This is a genomic window from Pseudomonas sp. H3_A02 (assembly GCF_054671965.1).
Window position 1 is genome coordinate 6,407,345 of sequence record NZ_CP162807.1, and the last position, 21,217, is coordinate 6,428,561.

Sequence of the window (21,217 nt, forward strand, 5' to 3'; positions counted from 1 at the left end):
GTTACAGCAGGATCAGCCCCCACACCAACGCGATCATCGTCAGGGCAACGAACTGGGCGGCGCTGCCCATGTCCTTGGCGTTTTTCGACAACGGGTGCAGCTCCAGGGAGATGCGGTCGATGGCCGCCTCCACCGCCGAGTTGAGCAATTCCACGATCAACGCCAGCAGACACACGGCGATCAGCAGCGCCTGCTCGACACGGCTGACGTTCAGGAAGAACGACAACGGAATCAGCACAACGTTGAGCAACACCAACTGACGGAACGCCGCTTCGCCGACAAAAGCCGCGCGCAGCCCGTCCAAGGAATAGCCGGAGGCGTTGAGGATGCGTTTCAGGCCGGTCTGGCCTTTAAAAGGTGACATAGAGTGAGCAACTGATCGAAAAGGAGTGGAGAAACTAATTCAAACCCGGTCAAAAAAGCGTGAAGCAGCGCATTAAGCCTGCGGCGAAATTGACTCAAGTTGTTGCAGCAGCAAGGCCGCCTGGGTCCGGGTGCGTACATTCAGTTTACGGAAAATCGCCGTGACGTGGGCCTTGATGGTGGCCTCCGACACATTCAGCTCATAGGCAATCTGCTTGTTCAGCAGGCCTTCGCAGACCATGGTCAATACCCGGAACTGCTGCGGCGTGAGGCTGGCCAGGCCCGCGCTGGCGGCTTTGGCTTCTTCGGACACGCTCACCGCCTCGAACGCCTGGGGCGGCCAGCAGACATCGCCGTCCAAGACCGCTTTCACGGCCTTTTGAATCATTTCAAGGGAACTGGATTTGGGGATGAATCCACTGGCGCCGAACTCCCGGGCCTTGACCATCACCGAGGCTTCCTCCTGGGCCGAGACCATGACCACGGGGATCTGCGGGTATTGGCCGCGCAACAGCACCAGTCCTGAAAAACCGTAGGCACCGGGCATGTTCAGGTCCAGCAGCACCAGGTCCCAATCGGCCTTCGCCGTCAGTTGGACCTCCAGTTCCGCGATACTGGCCACCTCCGTCAACCGGACAGCCGGGCCAAGGCCCAGGGTCACTGCCTGATGCAACGCGCTGCGAAAGAGCGGGTGGTCATCGGCAATCAGGATTTCGTATGTGGCCATTTTTCAAATGATCCTGTTTTTAATGGCAGGCCCGATGCATTCGCGCCTCGCCAAGACAACTCAAGACACCACCCTGCAGCGGCATCCACAGGGCACGTGCAACGCCAAACATAGCGTTTCAAACAGTGGTCGGCGCCCTGGTCGGCGCCAAGCATGCCCAGCGAAGCCGGGGTGGTCAAGCAGCACGGCCGCCCCTGCGTCCAGTATGGGCCACTATTGGGCCAATACTGCTTGCGGCGTGCGAATGAAGGGTTGCAACTCGGCATGGGCCGGAGTCGACACGTTCACTTCCTGCTGGCCCTTGGCGCCCAGGTAATGTTGGCTGAACACATCGAAATAGGCATCCAGGGCCGACGCGGCGTCGCTGTCGCCTGCCAATTCCAGACACAACGCCGCTACCTCGGCGGTGCACAGGTGCTCGCTGCGGGTCGAACGACGCAAGCGGTAGCGCGACAGTTTATCGGGCAACAAGCTCAGGATCGGCAGCCGGTCGAAATATGGGCTTTTACGGAAAATCTTGCGCGCCTCCGTCCAGGTCGCGTCCAGCAGAATGAACAGCGGGCGCTTGGCCTGATCGAGGTCTACCGTGTGGGTAACCCGCGATGGCTCCACGTATTCGCCCGGAAACACCAGGTACGGTTGCCATTGCGGGTCGTTCAGCAACGCCAGCAGTTGCTCATCGACCTCGGTGCGCGACCAGATGAACGCATGGTTGTCGCGCACCACATCGGCAATCAGCCAACCGGTGTTGCTAGGCTTGAACACCTCTTTGTTGGTCATGATCAGGCAGACCCCGGAACGTGTCTCGACGCTTGGTCGCCAGGCGCACAGGCAATGGCTCTCGATCACCCGGCAGGCGCTGCAACGGGGCGCGCGCCAGCCACGGGCCTGAATCGGCTTGATGCCCTCATCGATGCGCTGGTCACGCAGGCGGGCTACGGCATTAGGGGCGTGATTCATCGTGGACGACGCCGACAGACAGGAAAACTCGACACGAACAACACTCGGCAGGGCAATAAAGGCCGGCAGTCTACCAGAGCGCACGAGCCTGTACCGTCCACCCGGGCTCCCCTATAATCCCCGACCACTGAACGCACAGTCATGTGATCGGTCGAACCACCAGTCACTGAACCAGGAGAGTTTCATGCTGCGCCTTATCGTCCCTACCGTTGCCGTTCTGCTGGCGACGTCCTTCAGCGCTCAGGCTGCCTCGCTGAAAGAACTCGAACTGAACAAGATGCTGCAGAACGTTGCCAAGCAAAGCAGCGTCGGTACGCCGCGGGCGATCAGCGAAGACATTCTCGACCAGGGTTATACCGTCGAAGGCACCGAGCTGATCAACCATCTCAGTGTGCAAAGCAGCCATGCCCAGAAAATGCGCGCAGACCCCAAGGCCGTGTATTTCCAGCTTGGCTCCACGGTGTGCACCAATCCGGGCTTTCGCAAGTTGATGGCCAAGGGCGCGACGATGCGCTACGAATTCACCGAGGTTAAGACCAACCGTCCGGTCGCAACCGAACGCTTCCAGGAATCGGATTGCCCGAAACCGGCCAAGACGAAGAAGTAATCAACCCGAGCTTGCGCGCCGCTGTTCATCGTCGGCGCGCAATTCCGCTACCAGCGCCTGCAGGTAGCGCGAGCGCCATGCTCGCCCGCCCAGCCGACGACAGCATTCTTCCTCAAGACTCACCCGATTGGCCTTTGCCGATTCCACCAGCATCAAGTGCAACTGCCTGTCGAGTTCCAGAGTCACCCTGGCCATCTCTCCCGCCTCCATGCCCGATCCGCTTCAATCCATCACGTGGCACCCAGCCCTGGGCGTCAAATTGCATTGGCACGCTTGTTATCAGTAAATCAGAGCGGCACGCACCTAGCCGGCAATCTGACGAGCGGCGCGATATTGCCGTGCGCTTATCCAGCGGTTGCCAACGGTCACTTTTGAGCGCCATGATCAGGGCAGCAAAGATCAGCTAGATTCAGAAGTATCCTTAGTATTTGCATCGGGCAGAAAGAGGCTGCCCGGCCAACACTTTGGCGTGCTTGTTTTTATCAAAGGGAAAAGCAGAACCCGCTGGATGGCTTGGTCGCCCTGCCGCAGACCGCGTCAAGCCAGGTCACCCTCCAGGCAGATGCCTGAGCTGACAACGACACACGAAGTGTCGTGGCCCTGACGAATCTCTCGTCCGGGCCGGGGTCCTGTTAAGAAGGAGAAGTTGAATGCCTTATAAACCGAATGACCTGCTCAGTCGTCATTTTGAGAACCACGGCCACGACCTCACCCGCAAGGTTGAAGAACAACTCAACCTGGTGTCTCCCAACAGTCCCAACCTCCCCATTTACCGTGACATGATCCTGACTGTGCTGCGCATGGCCCAGGAAGATCACAACCGCTGGAATGCCAAGATCACGCTGCAGGCCCTGAGGGAGCTGGAACAGGCCTTTCGTACGCTCGAACAATTCAAGGGCCGGCGCAAGGTCACGGTCTTCGGCTCGGCCCGAACGCCCATTGAACATCCGTTGTACGGCCTGGCCCGAGAGCTGGGCGCTTCGCTGGCGCGTTCAGACATGATGGTCATCACCGGTGCCGGCGGTGGCATCATGGCCGCTGCCCATGAAGGCGCGGGGCGTGACCATAGCCTGGGATTCAATATCACCCTGCCTTTCGAGCAGCACGCAAACCCGACCGTCGAAGGCACGTCGAACCTGCTGCCGTTCCACTTCTTCTTCACCCGCAAGCTGTTTTTCGTCAAGGAGGCCGACGCACTGGTGCTCTGTCCCGGCGGTTTCGGCACGCTTGATGAGGCGCTGGAAGTCCTGACGCTGATACAGACCGGTAAAAGCCCACTGGTACCGGTGGTCCTGCTGGATGTGCCCGGGGGCAAGTTCTGGCAAGGCGCCCTGGACTTTATCCGCGAGCAGTTGGAGGAAAACCGCTACATCCTGCCCACTGACATGAAACTCATGCGCCTGGTGTACAACGCCGAAGAGGCCGTGGAAGAAATCAATCAGTTCTACCGCAACTTCCACTCCAGTCGCTGGCTCAAGCATCAGTTCGTGATCCGCATGAATCACAAGCTAAGCGAGCAGGCCTTGCAGCAGATGCAGGTAGATTTTGCCGACCTGTGCCTGAACGATTGTTTTCATCAACATGACTACAGCGGCGAAGAGCACGACGAGGCGCGGTTCAGTCATCTGACACGGCTGACGTTTACCTTCAACGCCCGCAATCATGGTCGTTTGAGGGAACTGGTGGACTACATCAACCTGCCGGAAAACTGGGCCCAGCCCGCCCAAAAGCCCCATCCCCTCACCTGGGAACCGATCAAGGTAACCTGAGCCCATAAAAAAACGGCCCGCTATCGAAATAGCGGGCCGTTTTTGTTTAATCATCCATACCGCGACCGCTGAACAAACGGTTGATCATCTCCATGGAGTAGCCTCGGTACGCCAGGAAACGCCCTTGCTTGGCTCGCTCTCGTGCATCGATGGGCAAATGCCCTGAGAACTTGCGGCGCCAGGTGTCCGTCAGTTGCTCCTGCCAATCGATACCGCTTTCGCGCAAGGCGAGCTCGATATCCGGGCGTTGCAAGCCACGCTGGCCCAGTTCCTCACGAATGCGCAAAGGACCATAGCCGGAGCGGGCGCGATAAGCGACGAAACTTTCCAGGTAACGGGATTCCGACAGCAGGCCCTCTTCAGTCAAACGGTCGAGGGCCGTGTCGATCAACTCATCGGGCGCGCCGCGCTGACGCAGTTTACGCGTCAGCTCGACTCGACCGTGCTCGCGCCTGGCGAGCAGGTCCATCGCGGTTCGCCGCACCGCGACGAGGGTATCGAGTACGGCGGTCATCGGATCAATCAGATGTCAGCGTCAGCCAGGTCGTCAACGGGCTCGCGATTAGCCACGGACTTGACGTCTGCAACCGGGCTCAACAGTTTGTCACGCAGTTGCTTCTCGAGAGCAGCGGCAACTTCCGGGTTATCCGCCAGGAACTTGGCCGAGTTAGCCTTGCCCTGACCGATCTTGGTGCCGTTGTAGGCATACCAGGCGCCCGACTTCTCAACAAAACCGTGCAACACACCCAGGTCGATCATCTCGCCATTGAGGTAGATGCCCTTGCCGTAAAGAATCTGGAATTCGGCCTGACGGAACGGCGAAGCCACCTTGTTCTTCACGACCTTGACGCGGGTTTCACTGCCAACCACTTCATCACCTTCTTTCACCGCGCCAGTACGGCGGATGTCGAGGCGAACCGAGGCGTAGAACTTCAGTGCGTTACCACCAGTGGTGGTTTCCGGGCTACCGAACATCACACCGATCTTCATACGGATCTGGTTGATGAAGATCACCAGGCAGTTGGCATTCTTGATGTTACCGGTGATCTTGCGCAGGGCCTGGGACATCAGGCGGGCCTGGAGGCCCACGTGCATGTCGCCCATTTCACCTTCGATTTCAGCCTTTGGCACCAGTGCCGCCACGGAGTCGACGATGATCACGTCTACCGCGTTGGAACGTACCAGCATGTCGGTGATTTCAAGGGCCTGCTCGCCGGTGTCCGGCTGGGAAACCAGCAGGTCGTCGACGTTGACGCCCAGTTTGCCGGCGTATTCCGGATCCAGGGCGTGTTCGGCGTCGACGAAGGCGCAGGTCGCGCCGGCTTTTTGGGCCTGGGCGATCACGGACAAGGTCAGTGTGGTTTTACCGGAAGATTCAGGACCGTAGATTTCAACGATTCGGCCTTTTGGCAGACCGCCAATGCCAAGCGCAATGTCCAGGCCCAGGGAGCCGGTGGAGATGGAAGGAATAGCCTGACGGTCCTGATCGCCCATACGCATTACGGCACCCTTGCCGAATTGACGTTCGATCTGACCCAAGGCCGCAGCCAAGGCTTTCTTCTTGTTGTCGTCCATTAAAGTCCTCACGTAATCAATAAGGCCTGGCGGCCAACACCTGTATAAGTAGCCAGTATTATTCCACAGCGATTGAGGATCGCCTACCCCTGATTTGAGATTTCTACAGCGGCATGTTGCAACAGCCCCTCTAGCGCGGCCTTCACCGTTTGTCGGCGGACCTCGTCGCGGTTGCCTGCAAAGAAGCGCAGCTCGCTGATCAGCGTCTCGCCTACGCCCCAAGCCAGCCACACGGTGCCCACCGGTTTGCTCGGCGAGCCCCCGTCCGGCCCGGCCACCCCGCTGACCGCCACGGCAAAACGCGCCAGGCTTTTGCGCTGGGCGCCTTGTGCCATGGCCTCGACCACCTCGCGGCTGACCGCCCCGACCTTCTCGAACAACTCGGCCGGTACCTCGAGCTGCTGGCTCTTCTGGCGATTGGAATAAGTGACGTAACCGGCCTCGAACCAGGCCGAACTCCCGGGAATCCGGGTAATCGCCTCGGCAATACCCCCGCCGGTGCAGGACTCGGCCGTGGTGACGTGGGCATTGAGCAACTGCAGGCGCCTGCCCAGTTCAGCGGCCAGTTCGGTAATGTCGTCCATGGTGCTCTCCTGATTCCACGCGATTGAGGCCTACCGTACACGAGCAGTCGACGCTTGCAAGGCTCGCCGGATTACCGACCCAGCGCCCTGACGTAGGCCTGGCAAGCCTGCAAGGCAATCAGTCCGCGGTCGCCTGCGTCGGTGATGGCGATAATTCGTTGAGCATGCGCTGGGTCAAGTCCGGCTCTCGCTCTTCCATGAACCACGCCGCTGGCGCTGGCGGCGGAAGGCATCGAGCAGCTACCGGCCGGTTCCTCGGCAAGGAGGACTGACAGCCTAAGATCAGAAGTAGCGAGACGATCGCGAAGATGAGCCTGATTTTTTTGGGCATCGGTCATTACCTGATAGTGGGTTTGTTCGCTGACAAACAGGCGTTGCTCGAGCGCGAGACGCTTATTCTGCTCTGCCTGTACCTGAGCGACAGCCGCGCTGCTGATCTGCTCCAGGTCGGATTGATGCAAGCTGGTCTGCTCCGCCAACTGTTTGCCGTAGCGCCAGTCCTGGACCTTCCATGTCGCGCCGACCAGCAGCAGCGCCAAGCCGCCCACGACCAGCGCCTTCAATGCCAGTGGGTTCATGGCACGTCCTTGAAGAAGATGTGATTGCCCAGGCGCAAGGTCTGTTTCGCCTGCTCGGCCCAGACCGGTGGCTTGAGCATCGTGCTCGCGTAGTAGTGGGTGGCCCCGCCTGTGATGTCAGGCTCTGCGCCGGAGATCACCAGGTCAGCCGCCCGCTTCGCCTGGGCGAACTGCTTCGACGGGATTTCCTTTGCTCCACTCAGGTACGGGAAGTTCGGGTCGCTTTTGTTCCAGCAACTGAACTGATAGGGCTTCAGGCAGACACCGACATAGCCTTCACCCCACCAGGATCTGGCGTTACCGTCGAACACGCGGTTACGGATGGTCCAGGCCACGGCTATCTGGCCGGACAATCCTTCGCCGCGAGCCTCACCCCACAGGGTTCGGGCGAGGATGTCGCAGTCCTTTTCGATTGCAGTCATATTTTCCTCTAGAAAAAATCCCTTTTAAGTGAGCACAAGAACGCCGGCGGCGTGCTGCTCGCGATGCGGTCTGACATTCAGGATGGTGTTGACTGACCTACAGCAATCGCGAGCAAGCTCGCTCCCACCAGGGTCTCGGTTGCACGCCGTGCATGTACAACGCTGAACAAAAACTGTGGGAGCGAGCTTGCTCGCGATTGCGGTGTGTCAGGCAATGGGGATGTTGAATGTAAGGGCGCTATCGCGAGCAAGCTCGCTCCCACAGAAGGGCTGGTGGCGTCAGGCTTTGGCATCCAGGCAGGTTGCATGAATCAGGCAGCGGTAGCTTTTTTCCCGGTCGCCACTGGCGGTGACCTTGTCGATCGACCAGCGACCGCGCATGAAATCCGGCCAGGTGGGGTCCAGCAGTACGATGCCCTCGGCGGACAGTCCAGGGTTGCCAGGGCATTCGATGGTCACCTTGAGTGCTTCGCGCAGCATCCGGCGCACCTCCCCTTCGCCGGCAGCGCGGGCGTCGTCGGCGCTCTGGAAGCGCTGGCGCAGGGTCTTGAACGGCGCGATGCCGCTCTCCTCGACCTGCAGCTTGCCGGCCGCCGCATCCCACCACCGGGTCTTGCAGCCCTGGTACTTGGCCCGGGCGGTTTCATCAAACTTGGCCGAAATGAAGGCGTGGTCGCCCGGGCGATTGTTGGTCGTCACCGACAGTTTCATCTCGGGCAGGACCTTGCCCGATAGCGACTTCACCTGACCGCGCCGGGCCAGCACATACAGCTCGTTGATCGGCTTGGCGACGGCGTCATAACGGTGAGCCAAGCGCGTCAGGAACCCCATGTCGGTCTCGTTGGTCTGGTCGATGTGCTCGATTTTGATCAGCGACAGGTCCGGCGCCACACGGGGTGAAAACCCGTGCCTGGAGGTCAACTGACGAAACAGCGCACCCAGGGTCGTCGGGCCATGGCTGACGGATCGACGCTGCTTGAACCCGGTCTGGTCCGCCGCGCTGAACGGGGCCGCCATGGCCACTAGTGTGAGATTCAAGGGAAACAGCGTTGGCGTGCGCCGGGTAATGACGAACTCGCCTTTGTCCACCAGCCCCGACTCCAGGTAACCGACCCGCAGACCGATTTTCCCACCGAAACTGGGCAATCCTTCAAGCCCGTCCAGGCTGATGGTGAGCGTCAACTGATCGGACTCGATCCCCGCCGCGTCGACGTGTGTCCAACTGAGCAATCGTTCGTTGAGCAGCGCGGCGTTCGCGCCATAAATTTCCACCGCTGGCGTGAAACCCAATGACATGTCGCCTCCTTAATCCCAGGCCGAAACCGGTGGGGTTGCCACGGGCTTGAGGTCCACTTCCGGCAAGACCACCCACACGCCCGCCGGCAATACCGGGCCCCATTCCGCCAGCCCTGGATTGAGCCGCCAGAGCGCTTCCTCGACGATGTCGTCGCAACGCTCCAGCTCGCGGTACAGCAACAGATTCACCGAATCACCGGCGATACTTCGAACCCTACGCATTGGCGAACTCCATCAATTCAACCACCCAGCCGACCACCATCGCCGTGCCGTCATCAATGATTTCGGTCTGGGTTTCCGTGACCTTGTTGATCTGCCACAGGCCCCAGTTGCGGCCGATGCCATCGACCAACGGCAGCGGGACGCGCTGCGCCTGCAATGCGCGCAACTCATCGAGACGATCCATGGCGGTCGCATACATCGACTTGCCCGTGATCGTCAGCCCTTGCAGGCCTTGGCCGATCTGGCTGGACTTGGGTTTGCTGGTGAGAATGTCGATGCTTTTCCAGCCACCGTCCGACGTATGCACCAGTTGGTGGTACGCAAAATTTCTCGACAGGCCAAAGATGAAGCTGCCGAGGGCCATTTGTTGACGCATCACGTACCTCCGTCGGTCAGGGCCGCATCACTGCGCATGGCCAGTGAGTTGGGCATGGTCGTTAAGCCGAATTGGCCCGAGAGCTGCTGCACCACCAGGTTGGCCAACTGACTCGCGCTGGCCTGGTCCTGGCCGTTGATGTAGATGTTTGCGGTCATGGTGTTTTGCTGTGTGGTTGCCTGGGTGCTGGCCAGGTCTTTGCTGACCTGGTCTGGAGCGGCGAGTCTGTCAGCGGGGGCAACGAGTTTTTCACCCAGAGACGCGCCGGCATCGCTCCCCAACCAGCCGCCCAGCAGTCCGCCAATCACACCACCAATGGCAGTGCCGAGCACCGGAACGACACTCCCCAAAGCGGCACCGGCCGCAGACCCCGCAGCAGCACCTGCCCAGCCACCACCGGCGGCTCCCAGGCCTGCGCCCATCATTCGCTTGTCGCCGGTCAGCACACCCTCGGCCACATCAGCGACGGCGCCGACGACTTTTAATGGGCCGGGCGCCCTGCGAGTCATCGAGCGTAACGAGGCGGTTGGCCCGAGTGACAAACGCCCTGCGCCCCCCTGTGAGCCTCGTGTACTGACGCGTATTTTCGGCCTGGATTCGGGACGCTGGTTGGCATTGCTTGTATCCAGCTTGTTCACACGAGAATTTCTGAAATCTTCGGTGATCACCTCACCCAATCGGCCGGGAAGGCGAGGAGCGGCCCTCCCCAACACCCGCTTGGCCACCTGACTGGATATCTCATCCCCTACCGCTTTGAGCAGCGCCCCCACCAGCGGCTTGATCGCTGCGCCAATCAATATGATGGCCGCGGCGGCTTTAGGAGAGGACTCCGCCAACTCACTCATGCCATCGGCCAGCGAACCCAGCCACTGGAACGAGGTATCCGCCGAAGGCATCAGGGCATTGCCCGTGGTCACCGACAAACGCTCGCTGCGGGCGTTGAGGATGTTCAGCTGGCCTTGCTGGGTTTTCGACAGCGCCAACGCGTCCTGCCGCACCGAGCCGTCGTTGCCCAATTGTGAAGTGGCGTACTGGCTTGGGTCTTTCACCTGCAAGAAGGCGGCGTTCACATCGGGCAGTTTCTGCGCCATGCGCAACACCGCCTCATCGCCGTTGCCGAATAACGTGGCGGCAAGGGCCGAGCGCTTGTCGGCCGGTTGCGCATTCAAGGCCGCCAGCACCGTCATCACCGTGCCAGGCGCCGTGTCCTTGTCACGCAAACCGCCCGCCACCGCCGTGGGCGCCAGGCCCAGCTGTTTCCAGGCCGTTTGTTCGGCGACAGAGGCTTGATTCCCCTTACTAAGGGCCGTCGTGAAGCTATCCAGTGCCAAGCCGGCTTCAGCTTGCTTGGCCCCGGTATTGAGCAATGCCGCCGTCAACGCGGCGGCTTGCGCAGGGGCCAGGCCTGCCGTCGTCGCCGCCGCACCGTCACTCTGCAAGACCGCACCGATCTCAGCCGCTTTCGCACCATTGGGTAATTTGCCCAACTGGTTGGCGGCATCCGCCAAGTCAAAGGCTTGGGCGCCGCTGAGCTTCATGGAGATGCGCCATTCGGCCAGCATTTCGGCGGCCTTCATGGCCGGCATCTCGAACGCCGCCGCGGTGACGCCAGCATCCGAGGCGAAATTCGACAGGACTAGCTGTCGCTCCGAGGCATCGTGCACATCGCTACCGATGCCTTTCCTGGCCGCCAGGCTTTGCATCTTCACCACTTCAACCGCCGTGGTGCCCCCGGCCGCCACCAGCGGAGCGGCGGCGATCTGCTGGGTTGCCTCAGCCACCTCTTGAATCTGGCGCGGCCCAAATTGGGTGGCCTTTTTCAGATCGGCCATGGCCGAATCCATCGCTATCGCGGGTTTGAGCAGCGCCGGTGGTTCGATACCACCGCCCGACTTAGCCTTGGGCTCATTGGCCGACTCACCCTTGGCGTCGGCGCCCATCGTTTGGGAGAACAATCGTTGCGCCGACAGCTTCACGGTCAGCGACTCGATCGCCGTGGTCAGCAGTCCGAGCTTGAGCCCGAGTGTTTCCAGCGCCAGATCGAGGCTCGCCAGTTGATCCCTGGCGAACGCACCTTGCGCCGACACGCCACTGGTGAGGCTGGTATCACCGAACGCCAACCCACGCTCATCGAAGGCTGTGTATTTGAGCGAATATCTATCGTCTGCCATCCCGCTCTACTCCTGTTTCACGCCAAGGCGAAGGATCGCGATGTCGTAGCGGCGCAAGGCCTTGCCGGCGTCCCACTCCAGGATTTCCGCCTCACTTACCGAGTAAATGAGCGGCACCACATCGAGGATCACTTCGATGTCGCGCTCCGAAAGAAGTCCGCCGGTTTGTTTAAAAAATCGTCGATGCGTACCTGCAACTGGGTCCAGTCGGGCACGGTCAGCCGATCGAGATCGGGGATCATCAGGCCGGTGCAATGGGCGGTGATGAACTCGGCGCGTTCCTTGGCCGTCTTCAGTTTTTTCATCGCCTTGGTGGCGCGCAGCACCGGCATTTCCAGGGTCAGCGAAGTCATGCTGCGGCCCGCGACGTCGAGCGGTTGCAGCAGCGGCACCTGGTCGGGATCGGCCGCTGCGCCGTCCACCGATTCCAGAAAGTGCGACGCCGGGCGGGTGGACATTTCATGCACGTATTGCGCAATGCTCACGTAGTCCGGGCGCTTGAGTTGGTCGAGTTCCTTGACCGACAGGCCGGTGGCCAGTTTGGCCAGTTCGAAGAACTGGTCGTCTTCGTCATCGCCAGCGCGGGCCAGGGCGTCTTTCTGCGCAGCGTAGTACAGCGGCTTGAGTGGGAGTTGCTCGATCTGCGAGCCGTCGTCACCGGTGATCGGCGACAACAGCTCATGGGTAGGAGGCATCCAGGACATGAATCAATTCCTTGGTAAATCGGGGGACAACCTGTGGGAGCGAGCTTGCTCGCGATAGCGGCCTGACATTCACTATTGATGTCGACTGATACTCCGCCATCGCGAGCAAGCTCGCTCCCACAGGGGCTGGCAGTGACTTAGGGCAACAACACCGCCCGACGCGCATCACCGAGGATGTCGACGCCGTTGAGCACGAACTTCTGGGTGCGCACGTCGATGTCGATCACCGGAACGCCGTTTTCCAAGCGGTTGTAGGTGCGGCAGGACAGATCAAGAATGGTCTTGGGCTTCTCGCCCATTTTCAGCGTGGTCTCCTCGAGGGATTTCAACTTGCCGCCCACCGTGTGGTAGGTGAACCAGGTGTTACCGTCCTGATCCTGGCCGGCTTCACGCACGTTCAGCAGAATGTCGTCGCCCACCGTCACGCCCAATGCCAGCATGACTTCCGGACCAAGACCTTGCAGCGTCAGCTTGGCTGTCAGCACTTTGCCGCCCTTGGCCATTTCCTCGCCAATGAAACGGCCGCCACGCATCTCTTCCATCTCGAATTCGATCTTCGGCGGGGTGAAATCTTCCACGGTCGCCGACAACGGCAGGCCTTGCAGAGTGGCCGCGATGGCCTGTCTTACGCGGTTGGTAAACATTAGAGAACGTCCTCCAGGAACTGCTCGATGATTTCATCGCGGGCATTGAGTTGATAAATCATGTGTTCGTTCGGCGCGTAGCGGCCGTAGTCGATGACCACGTACCAGGTGCCGTTCTTGTACTTCTCGACGCTGTTCAATTCCGGGTGCAGGTACACGCTGCCGCCGGGAATGGTTTCGTCGGCCACCAGGGTTTGCAGCCAGTCGTTGATGCGCTTGACCTCCTGGTCCATGAACGATTTGGTCAGGTTCTTGGCCATGGCTTTCTGGCCGGCCTTCACCAGCTTGCGGCTGATGGCATCTTCCAGGCCGACGTAGCTGATGAACTTGCCGGTGACGGAGCGGTTACCCAACAACGAGAAGCCGCCGAGGATGGTCCGGGCGTAGTAGCTGACGCCGTAGCGGTTGAGCAGATCGCCCTCGGTGGAGGTGTCGAGGATGTTGTATTCGACCGTGCGCGAGACGTCTTCGGCGAAGGTCACTTGGTTGCCCGGGCTCTCCCATTGCTTGACCTTGGCCAGCGCGGCGATGGCCAGGCTCGACGGCGCCAGGAAGACGTTTTTCTTCGCCGCCTTGGAGTACACCGCCGGCATGTTGTGCACCACCAGGCAACGGTCAAAACCGAGGTCGGCGCCGCCCAACTCCTGGCTGTAAGTCACTTGGTCAGCGACCGCGGCGTCCTTGCCATCGAGCACCACGCGGGCCTTGATGCGCTTACCGAACGAGGCGAACTCGCTGGCCACCGCCTTGGTGCCGGTGAAGCCCGGCGCGCCGATGATGGTCAGGTCTTCAGTGACCCCACTCAGCGCCGCCAGACCCAGCTTGCGCCCGGTCTGCGCCTCGATGCCGCCGATCACATTATTCTGTGTATCGGCCGGGGTCGCGCCCTCTTCGACGATGACCACGTAGACCGGCACCTTGACCACTTTGAGGATCTGGTAGACCGCCTGGAACAGCGTGCCCGCCTCGGCACCGGTCGGGTCCAACTGGGCCTGGGTGGTGAAGCTGTTGATACGGAACGGGGTGTTTTTCGGGATCAGCGGGTTGGCATTCGGCGCGGTGCCGACCAGCCCGATGACGTTGTCACCCAGGCCACCCATGGCCTCGGGAGATTCAGTGGCATTGACGGTAATGCCGTTGTGCTCGAAGTTCAAAACCTCAGCCATGGTTATTCAGCCTTTTTGGTGGTGGCCTTTTTGGCCGGTTGGGTTGGGATGGCTTGCGTGTCGACAGCCTGTTTGTGCGCCTCCAGGACGCTGGTCAGCTCGAGGCGACCGGCGCTGCGCAAGGCATTAGCCTCGACATCCAGCAGTTCGAGCTTCTGGCCGATGCTCGACCAGTGGCCGCCGCCGGCAGGAAATGGCAGCAGCACGGTGTATTGCTTACGAATGGGCATCTACGGGTTCTCCAGACGCGAAAAACACAAAAGCCCCGTCACGGGGCTTATTGCGGGCGAAAAAAAACCGCTCTCGCGGTCGTGGTCTACTTGATGAAATCTGGCAGTACAGGCCAGAGCAGCCTGGACGGCTCCGCATCCGTTTCGGGGATATCTCGCAAGGCCTGGCGATAAGCCTTGATCTCGGCAAGCTGAGTTTCTGTTGCTGGGAAGTCCGGTAGTTGGGTGAAATCCGTGTCTCGCAGAAGTTGGTTGCGACGCGTGCGGATGGCGGCCCATTCGATTTCACGCGACGGTACGGCAAGTGGAATTTCGGGTGTGTCATTGTTGGACAGATCAGACATGTTCATTCCTTAGCTGAAAACAACGGTTTCGGCCAGCGACAACTTGGTGGTCAAATCCCCAAGATTGAATAGCCGACCATTGCCCACGCGCATGGTGTCGATACGCACGGTGGTGTAATAAACGTTGGGAATCAGAATTCGCATGACGACATTACCGTTTGTGTCGGCATAGACAGCAGGGGCCATATTCCCAAAGGTCGAAACGCTTTGCAGGACCCGAGTGGGCTGATAGGAATACCCCACCAGCGTTTCGTCGATTATTTTGGCTGTGCCGTAGCTGTAGCCCTTGATGTTGAACCAGAACATCTCCGAATTGACATTGATGTTAAGCGGCACTTTGAAATGCATGTACACATTTGAACTGGCACCCAGGTTGGTGGAAACAAAATCCCCCTGTGCTGTTGCGCCATAGACGCCGCCAGTTCCGTATACGTGTCCCTGCAGGATATTGCGACGAATCGTGCCAAGGGCGCTTGGATCCCCTTCCACATCCTTCTGGCTTCGCCACTCATTGAACTGTGTCAAAGCCGTGGCCATGGTTGTGTTGATACTGCCGATTTTTCCATTGACCACCGTGGTCAAATTATTGGCCGCCGATACCAGCGACGCGATAGTGGTTTCCAGACTCACATTCAGGTTCCTTGTGCTATTTGATTATTTGGCTTCGAGCGCTATCACTCGAAACATCAGGCCCACGTGCCGCGCCATGTTGTCGATATTGGCGGTAGCCAACGTGGCGATTTCTTCACTCAATAGAATGTTCAGGTTGTCGGACCCGACCACCACCGTGACGCTTTGCGCCGGCAACGGTGAAATATCCAGCGTGAACTTTTGCAAGACTCGTGCTGCAGCCGCTTTGTAGGTCAGCAGCTTTCCAGCCACCGAATACACCGCCAGCAGCGTGCCGGTGGAAAGATAGAAACCGAACTCGCCAATCTCATATTCATCCGGCCCCTCAAACAAAGCGGCCATTCTCAGCTGCCCTGGGTCCAGGTCTTCGTAATCCACGATTGGCACACGCTGTCGCTCATTGCGAAGCGCCGTTTCCGATCCATTGGGATCGTAGCGGGCGGTGCCGGCACCGATGTGAGTGATCTCACCTTTCAAGCCTTGGTTCTTTGCCTGCAACACTTCGGCCAGGCCGGCGGAAGTGAAGCGAACCAAGCGCGTAATGTCTTCTGTCATGACTGCGCCCTGAGGTCGTAATCGTTAATGGTGTAGCGTTGGGAAATCCCAATGCCGATAAGCCGCGCACCGAGATCGAGTAGCGGCAGTGCCCCGCACAAAAACAGCTCACCGTCAGTCAGCGGCCCGTGCAAAACTGCCGCCGCTGCCAGGCCACCGCGGGTTTGATGCACGAGGGTGATGGTGGCCTGGTCGCGCTCGCTCTTGGCTGCATTGATCCGCTGAATCAAGCGGTTGTGATCGCCACTGGACCAGTCCTGGCCAATGATCGCCTGTACATCAAAGGTGTAAGGGTGGGCACGAGGTTGCTGCTCGTACCAAGCGGTGACGTGAGGCGTGAACCCCAGTGATTCAACGGCGTGGTTCAAGGCTTGACGGGTGCCCGCCTGGCGCTGGATCTGCCAGGACAATGAAACGGTCAGGCGTTTTTCCAGTTCGCTGGCTCCCGCATTCCACTCACTGACGCCCCGATCCGCCGCCAGATAAGGCAAGAATGCGGACGGCGTCTCACTCGGATTCATCAATTCGGGGAACGGCGGCTGAACACGATCGAGCAGCTTGGCGAAGCCCAGATCCAGCGCCCTTTCCAAGGGTGAACTGTTGGCCGGCAGCAGACTCGGCAGCGCAACGGAGTCACTCATAGCGTAAGCACCTCCACGTCTACCGTCGTGCAATAGGGCGCTTCGAAAGCGCTGGTCACGATGGGCTCCAGCGGCTCGAGAATCTCAAGTTGCACCGCTCCGGCCGAATGGAGGGTGTAATCGATCCAACTAGGATCCACCCGGCCTTCCAACCGATGACATGTATTGGCATAGCCTTGCAATTGCTGCTGTGCCGCTGCGCGGGTCAGTCCTGAATCAGGACCACTGTTGATCCTGGCGATGACCCGAATCTTGTAGGGTTTTATCTGCGCGCCCTGCACCGTCACCAGATCGGTTTCCGGCCGGACATCGGGACGGGCGAAATGTCGACGAACACCTTCGAGCAACTGTGCAGAGGGCCTGCCATCGCCTTCACGAGACAGCACCGTCACCATCACCTCGCCAGGCGCGGTACGGCGGGCATTGCCGTCCTTGATTTGAGCGGCAAAACCGTCAGGGTCAAAGGTGTAGGTCACTGTCACGACCCCGGATGCGGTGCTATCCACCTTCACCACCGGCCGTTCCCCCAATGTAAAAATCTCCCGCCGATACTGCATGCGCGAGCCAGCCGCCGGAGCATGGGGCGCCAGGTAATAACGCAACCGGGCATCATCATCGCTCTCGTAGACCGGGGGAATGGGCGGGAAGGCCGCCGGGTCGCCCGGGTCGAGCAACTGGCGCTCAAGGCCCATGTCCGCGAGGCGAGCGTCGAGGTTGGTGCCCGTGGCCCACCACGCCAACATCTGCTTGATGCGGGCGTTGTATTTGCGTTCGTGGGTTTGCAGCCGGACACAGAATGCCTCGAGGGCCAGGGTCAGCAGTTCGCTTTCGTTTTCGAGGCTGTCCAGCAACTTGGTGGCGCTACCGGGAGAGCGTGCGGCGACGTATTCGACCACGAAGGTCTTGAACTCTGCGAGCAAGTCCTCGAAGGCTTCGACGGTGACGATGGTCGGTTCGGCCAGTTGGTTCTGGCCGGGTATCAACATGCTCATGTCACCACCTCGAAAGTCTGTTTGCGGTTCTTCCAGGTGCCAGCGAAACGCAGCAACAATCCGGCGCCGTGCCGACTGGCGACAATGACCTGCGGCTCGAAATCATCGATGCCGTTGTCCGGGTTGTAGAACGCTTGGGCCGCGTGGCTCTGGGCAAGGATCAGCAGGTCGTCGCCGAGGTTCTGCCCCAGCAACTGCGTGAGGGCGCAGCCATACAACGGGCGCTTCTGGCGAGTGCCCAACGGCGTGGTCAATGCACGGGTGGCGCGCTGCACGAACTGCAGCCAGTCGTCGACCGTGGCGCCGGTATTTCGATCGATTCCAATCATGAGGAAATCTCTTATGCGGTACTGATGACGCGTCCCTGGTGATCCACCACCGGGCCGCTCAGGTGCACACCGGAGGCGTCGAGCCGAATGCCGACGGCGCCGACTTTCAATTCGATGGCCTCGGGTGTCATCGCCAACTGCGACGGGCCGATGCTCAGTTGGAGGGCTTCACGGGAACCGCTGAACGCCGCCGGGCCGTTTTGCCAGTGCAGGACATGGCTGGCGTGGTCGTAGCCGTTTTCCGTGCCGTCCTGATAGAGGCGACGCGTCAGCGAGGCCTGGGTCGAGACGGGCGGGAACTGGCCGCCGTTGAGGCCGAACAACGCCACCGCCTGCCCGCCGCTCTCGCCGCCGCCGTGGTTCAGCAACAGGCACTGCTCGCCCACGGACGGAATCCGCGACTCGCTCTGGGCGCCGGCGCTCGGGTTGAAAAAACGGATCGCTGGGGTCAGCAGTCCGCCATGGCTGACTTTGCAGGTGTTGCTGGCCGCGTCGACTTCCTGGCAAACGCCGATGCGGCAGAAACTCTCCGCCCGCCGATGCATGTCTTCCAGCTCGGTTTCCATCTGCGCCAGACGCTCGATGATCGGCCCCAGATGCATCCGTAACAGCGCATCAAACATGGCTCACCCCTCGAGTGCGGTGTATTGGTCCGAGTCGTCGATGTTCGACACTTCCCAGGTGCGGGCAAACTTCGGGATACCCAGTGGGTCCTCCAGCAGTGTCGGGCCGAGGTACAGGGTTTGGTTGAAGGAAAGGGTCCAGGCGGTGTATTGCCGTGCCGGGTTGATGAACGTGGACGGCAGGCCGTCGAGCTCCGTGGGCAGGTCGCATTGATCGCCCGACAGCCCCCAGCGGTTATCCACAACCAGGTGTTTCAACTCAGCGGCCAAGTCGCAGGCATCCCAGCCCGGAACAGCCATGACCACTTGCAGGGAAACCGTCAGGACATGGGCGATACGCCCGTCGTTCGCACGGTGGCCGGGTCCATCACGCTCAAGGGCAATCAGCACCCAGGGTTGATCGTCGGTGCCATCGAAGTCCTGGGGGCTGCCGATTTTCAAAGTGGGGTAAGTGGTGCGCAGCGTCTGGGCAATGGCGAAGAACAGCTGCGACGGTTTTTCGATAAGGACGGGCATTGATCGCCTCCTTGTGTAGGGATCAGCGATGTGGGTTCACGGCTGGTCGGGAGGAACGTCCCGCGGAGGGACTTCGCAAACGCCGATCCGCTTGGCGACCCAGCGCTCGTAAAGACCGATCGCCACATCGGCACCGGCCATGGCAGTCAGGCAACCCAGGGCGCAAGCGCTCCAGATCGACATGCCGAGGGCATACAACAGCATGATCGCCGAGACTCCGCAGACCATGCAGGCGCCGGAGCGCAAGGCCAGGCGCCGCAATAACGACCAGCCACGGGCGCCCTCCTTGTCGGCGCGCCACATCTCGCCGGACACCCCGCCCACCAGGGCGAGCACGATGACCAGCCAGATCGGCATGTCCAGCAACGCTTGTTGCTCGTTTGTCATGTCACGCTTCCTGGGGGGATTGATAATTGTGTAGGAACCAAGATGTTTCCCTGGCATCTCTCCGCCAGAATTTTCCGACGGTTGCGCCAAGTCATTTGAGATATGAAAGAGCCCCGCATCATGGCGGGGCTCTGATTGGTATCGAGTAGGTATCCCGGGGAAGACCCCGTTCGTACCCGCTTGGGCATCACTCCAAACGCGCTTTAGCTATCAAATCTTCCACGTCCAGATATCGAACGTCCTGAAAGAATTTGGATCGAACAAGCGGATCGGGCGGTAGGTTGGTTGGAAGCCGAACCGCGCCCAAACAGGCGTATCCTTGATTACGGCCAGGCCACCATTTGGTTGTAAACGAAGTACCGCGCCCGGATGTCCATCCGTGCCGGAGTTCCAGAGGGGTTTGTCGTTCGCGGCGTAGACCACGAAATTCCCATCAGCTTGGAATACAGCCTTCACGGCTCCCTTGTTTTGGGTGTAACTGGACCATCGCACACTCCAGTTCGGACCGTAGTTCACTACGTTACCGTCCCCTTGGAATATCAAGGCACCATCACCAGAAAAATACGGAATCCCGGGTGCCAACTCGACGGGGCTTGAGAAAATTACCGACGCATTAGCACCTGGCATCAGCGGAATAGACGGCGTGCCATTCCAGATTGCTACCGAGTCGATCAGGACGATATTCCCGTCATCCTGGAGCACCATATGAGTTCGGTTCCACTGATCGTCACTGGTGAAGGTGCTGTTATCGGTCAGCCAGGTGCGCTTACGGATAGGATCATCCAGGAATGCGCCATATTGAACGTAAAGCTGCGGCGGCACCTGGTAACGCAGTGGGACCGTTGAGCTGTAGGGCTGTTTCTCGTTGGCCACCCACACTACCGTGCCATTATCCTGCAATACTAAATTCCCATCGGCCTGAAGCAGCAGCTTAAAGCGGCCGTTCGGCGAGAGAAGGAACTGTCCTGCAGTCATTGTTTGGTAGGCGGGAAGAACGGAAGTGCCGCTACCTTGAAAGGGGATACGTGTACGTCCAGCCATATGATTACCTATAAGTCAAATGAGCTATCGCGGAGAATTCCGCATCCATGCCGCTCAAAGGCGATAACTCGAGGCTCGCGGCCTTCACATGATTCAACGTCCCGCATCGGGCACATTTGATCTGGAGTTCGGTGTTCTCGCCCATGCGGGCCAGAAGTCTCTTGCAGTGACCGCATCTGAAATCCTTCAGCATTGAAAGCCCTCCCAGTGGCGGCGGTTTGAAGTGCCTTGCACAGGCATTCCAAAAAGCCCGGTTGCCCAGGCTTTTCAGTAATACGCCTGATCTTTCGACATGCCTTTAATGGAACAGGGTTGGCGTCACTTCGGAGCAGCGCAGGTCGCGCCTTTGTAAGTCATGGTGTAGGTGTAGTGCCTGTCCCACGACAGCGGCAGCGTACTGGGTGCTGCCCATTCCGCGTAGTTACCCGACATCGAGCCAGCAACCACCAATTTACCCATGGCAATGGTCGCGAGATTGTTGGCACTCCCTGCCCCTGGCATTGGCACACTCCCATTCCATTGGAGATCATCGCCGTTCTGGAACCATGCGCCCTTCCAGCCAGCCTGCGAGCTTGAGTACCAGGTATTGTCCGCTTTGAAGCAGATCGTTTGGTTGGCATAAAAACCACCGCCCGGAACGTGGTAGTAAGCGAATTGCCAGGAGCCGACAGGTGAGGTTTCGGCAATGGCTTGGATGGCCTGGGTAGCCAGAACGGCTGCGATCAACATGCTGAACAATTTTTTCATTGGTTTACTTCCTTTAGC

The 21,217-nt window shown here is 59.8% G+C and carries 31 protein-coding genes and 1 pseudogene; 3 read left to right on the forward strand and 29 right to left on the reverse strand.

From position 1 onward, the window contains the following. Nucleotide 1: 1 nt before the first annotated feature. From AB4N80_RS28195 to AB4N80_RS28205, 3 genes are all read right to left on the reverse strand, one after another. The gene (locus tag AB4N80_RS28195; RefSeq protein ID WP_053118952.1) at nt 2-364 is read right to left on the reverse strand and encodes a diacylglycerol kinase; all 363 of its coding nucleotides are present in this window, start codon (nt 362-364) and stop codon (nt 2-4) included. A 72-nt stretch (nt 365-436) separates the two neighbouring features. Next, nucleotides 437-1,090 (reverse strand): response regulator transcription factor ErdR, encoded by a 654-nt coding sequence (gene erdR / locus AB4N80_RS28200; RefSeq protein ID WP_122565411.1) that lies wholly within the window; start codon nt 1,088-1,090, stop codon nt 437-439. A 213-nt stretch (nt 1,091-1,303) separates the two neighbouring features. After that, nucleotides 1,304-2,050: a tRNA-uridine aminocarboxypropyltransferase gene (locus AB4N80_RS28205; RefSeq protein WP_122565412.1), complete on the reverse strand. Its 747-nt coding sequence runs from the start codon at nt 2,048-2,050 to the stop codon at nt 1,304-1,306. Nucleotides 2,051-2,234: 184 nt separating this feature from the next. Between AB4N80_RS28205 and AB4N80_RS28210 the strand changes: the two genes are divergently transcribed. Next, entirely contained in the window at nt 2,235-2,657 is a 423-nt protein-coding gene (locus AB4N80_RS28210; protein WP_122565413.1) for a quorum-sensing-regulated virulence factor family protein, read from the forward strand. Here the strand turns inward: AB4N80_RS28210 and AB4N80_RS28215 are convergent, their stop codons facing one another. Further along, nucleotides 2,658-2,852, reverse strand: a complete 195-nt coding sequence (locus AB4N80_RS28215) for a hypothetical protein (protein WP_122565414.1) — start codon at nt 2,850-2,852, stop codon at nt 2,658-2,660. 455 nt (nt 2,853-3,307) lie between these two features. Between AB4N80_RS28215 and AB4N80_RS28220 the strand changes: the two genes are divergently transcribed. Then, on the forward strand, nt 3,308-4,426 hold the full coding sequence (locus tag AB4N80_RS28220; protein WP_122565415.1) for an LOG family protein: 1,119 nt from the start codon (nt 3,308-3,310) through the stop codon (nt 4,424-4,426). Between the two features lie 46 nt (nt 4,427-4,472). Here AB4N80_RS28220 and recX read toward each other — a convergent pair whose 3' ends face one another. The 3 genes from recX to AB4N80_RS28235 form a co-directional block, all read right to left on the reverse strand. Continuing rightward, nucleotides 4,473-4,940, reverse strand: coding sequence for a recombination regulator RecX (gene recX, locus AB4N80_RS28225; RefSeq protein WP_053118941.1), 468 nt, complete (start codon nt 4,938-4,940; stop codon nt 4,473-4,475). Nucleotides 4,941-4,948: 8 nt separating this feature from the next. Continuing rightward, complete coding sequence (recA, locus tag AB4N80_RS28230; RefSeq protein ID WP_014336835.1) at nt 4,949-6,001, reverse strand: recombinase RecA; 1,053 nt, start codon at nt 5,999-6,001, stop codon at nt 4,949-4,951. Between the two features lie 83 nt (nt 6,002-6,084). Beyond that, the gene (locus AB4N80_RS28235) at nt 6,085-6,585 is read right to left on the reverse strand and encodes a CinA family protein (RefSeq protein WP_122565416.1); all 501 of its coding nucleotides are present in this window, start codon (nt 6,583-6,585) and stop codon (nt 6,085-6,087) included. Between the two features lie 413 nt (nt 6,586-6,998). Here AB4N80_RS28235 and AB4N80_RS28240 point away from each other — a divergent pair. After that, nucleotides 6,999-7,094, forward strand: a pseudogene (locus AB4N80_RS28240) (hypothetical protein); the annotation flags it as partial. 65 nt (nt 7,095-7,159) lie between these two features. Here AB4N80_RS28240 and AB4N80_RS28245 read toward each other — a convergent pair. The 22 genes from AB4N80_RS28245 to AB4N80_RS28350 form a co-directional block, all read right to left on the reverse strand. After that, the gene (locus tag AB4N80_RS28245; protein WP_122565418.1) at nt 7,160-7,585 is read right to left on the reverse strand and encodes a cell wall hydrolase; all 426 of its coding nucleotides are present in this window, start codon (nt 7,583-7,585) and stop codon (nt 7,160-7,162) included. A gap of 279 nt (nt 7,586-7,864) precedes the next feature. Further along, nucleotides 7,865-8,881: a contractile injection system protein, VgrG/Pvc8 family gene (locus tag AB4N80_RS28250; RefSeq protein ID WP_122565420.1), complete on the reverse strand. Its 1,017-nt coding sequence runs from the start codon at nt 8,879-8,881 to the stop codon at nt 7,865-7,867. A gap of 9 nt (nt 8,882-8,890) precedes the next feature. Continuing rightward, on the reverse strand, nt 8,891-9,103 hold the full coding sequence (locus AB4N80_RS28255) for a tail protein X (RefSeq protein WP_063322730.1): 213 nt from the start codon (nt 9,101-9,103) through the stop codon (nt 8,891-8,893). Continuing rightward, nucleotides 9,096-9,479 carry a phage tail protein gene (locus AB4N80_RS28260; protein WP_122565421.1) on the reverse strand — a complete coding sequence of 128 codons (384 nt, stop codon included), beginning with the start codon at nt 9,477-9,479 and terminating at the stop codon, nt 9,096-9,098. Before AB4N80_RS28260 ends, AB4N80_RS28255 begins: the two co-directional genes overlap by 8 nt. Then, nucleotides 9,479-11,650: a phage tail tape measure protein gene (locus AB4N80_RS28265; protein WP_354338143.1), complete on the reverse strand. Its 2,172-nt coding sequence runs from the start codon at nt 11,648-11,650 to the stop codon at nt 9,479-9,481. Before AB4N80_RS28265 ends, AB4N80_RS28260 begins: the two co-directional genes overlap by 1 nt. Before the next feature lie 6 nt (nt 11,651-11,656). Further along, the gene (locus tag AB4N80_RS28270; protein ID WP_277343003.1) at nt 11,657-11,782 is read right to left on the reverse strand and encodes a hypothetical protein; all 126 of its coding nucleotides are present in this window, start codon (nt 11,780-11,782) and stop codon (nt 11,657-11,659) included. Further along, entirely contained in the window at nt 11,779-12,354 is a 576-nt protein-coding gene (locus AB4N80_RS28275) for a phage tail assembly protein (protein ID WP_122565423.1), read from the reverse strand. The genes AB4N80_RS28270 and AB4N80_RS28275 overlap by 4 nt, the downstream gene beginning before the upstream one ends. 137 nt (nt 12,355-12,491) lie before the next feature. Next, entirely contained in the window at nt 12,492-12,998 is a 507-nt protein-coding gene (locus tag AB4N80_RS28280; RefSeq protein WP_305469963.1) for a phage major tail tube protein, read from the reverse strand. Next, nucleotides 12,998-14,164, reverse strand: coding sequence for a phage tail sheath protein (locus AB4N80_RS28285; protein WP_460079998.1), 1,167 nt, complete (start codon nt 14,162-14,164; stop codon nt 12,998-13,000). The genes AB4N80_RS28280 and AB4N80_RS28285 overlap by 1 nt, the downstream gene beginning before the upstream one ends. Nucleotides 14,165-14,166: 2 nt before the next feature. Next, the gene (locus tag AB4N80_RS28290) at nt 14,167-14,394 is read right to left on the reverse strand and encodes a hypothetical protein (protein WP_122565427.1); all 228 of its coding nucleotides are present in this window, start codon (nt 14,392-14,394) and stop codon (nt 14,167-14,169) included. Between the two features lie 86 nt (nt 14,395-14,480). Continuing rightward, nucleotides 14,481-14,738, reverse strand: coding sequence for a tail fiber assembly protein (locus tag AB4N80_RS28295; RefSeq protein ID WP_122565428.1), 258 nt, complete (start codon nt 14,736-14,738; stop codon nt 14,481-14,483). A gap of 9 nt (nt 14,739-14,747) precedes the next feature. Further along, complete coding sequence (locus AB4N80_RS28300; protein WP_122565429.1) at nt 14,748-15,368, reverse strand: hypothetical protein; 621 nt, start codon at nt 15,366-15,368, stop codon at nt 14,748-14,750. A gap of 24 nt (nt 15,369-15,392) precedes the next feature. After that, entirely contained in the window at nt 15,393-15,923 is a 531-nt protein-coding gene (locus tag AB4N80_RS28305; protein ID WP_122565430.1) for a hypothetical protein, read from the reverse strand. Beyond that, on the reverse strand, nt 15,920-16,564 hold the full coding sequence (locus tag AB4N80_RS28310; protein ID WP_122565431.1) for a phage tail protein I: 645 nt from the start codon (nt 16,562-16,564) through the stop codon (nt 15,920-15,922). The genes AB4N80_RS28305 and AB4N80_RS28310 overlap by 4 nt, the downstream gene beginning before the upstream one ends. Further along, the gene (locus AB4N80_RS28315; protein WP_305482824.1) at nt 16,561-17,556 is read right to left on the reverse strand and encodes a baseplate J/gp47 family protein; all 996 of its coding nucleotides are present in this window, start codon (nt 17,554-17,556) and stop codon (nt 16,561-16,563) included. Before AB4N80_RS28315 ends, AB4N80_RS28310 begins: the two co-directional genes overlap by 4 nt. Further along, on the reverse strand, nt 17,553-17,885 hold the full coding sequence (locus AB4N80_RS28320; RefSeq protein ID WP_014336817.1) for a phage baseplate protein: 333 nt from the start codon (nt 17,883-17,885) through the stop codon (nt 17,553-17,555). Before AB4N80_RS28320 ends, AB4N80_RS28315 begins: the two co-directional genes overlap by 4 nt. 11 nt (nt 17,886-17,896) lie before the next feature. Then, nucleotides 17,897-18,508, reverse strand: a complete 612-nt coding sequence (locus tag AB4N80_RS28325; protein ID WP_122565434.1) for a phage baseplate assembly protein V — start codon at nt 18,506-18,508, stop codon at nt 17,897-17,899. Nucleotides 18,509-18,511: 3 nt separating this feature from the next. Continuing rightward, on the reverse strand, nt 18,512-19,024 hold the full coding sequence (locus AB4N80_RS28330; RefSeq protein ID WP_460080004.1) for a hypothetical protein: 513 nt from the start codon (nt 19,022-19,024) through the stop codon (nt 18,512-18,514). 36 nt (nt 19,025-19,060) lie between these two features. Next, a complete protein-coding gene (locus AB4N80_RS28335; RefSeq protein ID WP_339476212.1) occupies nt 19,061-19,411 on the reverse strand; it encodes a phage holin family protein in 351 nt (116 codons plus the stop codon). A 210-nt stretch (nt 19,412-19,621) separates the two neighbouring features. Next, on the reverse strand, nt 19,622-20,452 hold the full coding sequence (locus AB4N80_RS28340) for a putidacin L1 family lectin-like bacteriocin (RefSeq protein WP_122565438.1): 831 nt from the start codon (nt 20,450-20,452) through the stop codon (nt 19,622-19,624). A 4-nt stretch (nt 20,453-20,456) separates the two neighbouring features. Continuing rightward, nucleotides 20,457-20,645, reverse strand: coding sequence for a Com family DNA-binding transcriptional regulator (locus AB4N80_RS28345; RefSeq protein WP_122565439.1), 189 nt, complete (start codon nt 20,643-20,645; stop codon nt 20,457-20,459). A gap of 125 nt (nt 20,646-20,770) precedes the next feature. Further along, the gene (locus AB4N80_RS28350) at nt 20,771-21,199 is read right to left on the reverse strand and encodes a hypothetical protein (protein ID WP_122565440.1); all 429 of its coding nucleotides are present in this window, start codon (nt 21,197-21,199) and stop codon (nt 20,771-20,773) included. Nucleotides 21,200-21,217 lie beyond the last annotated feature (18 nt).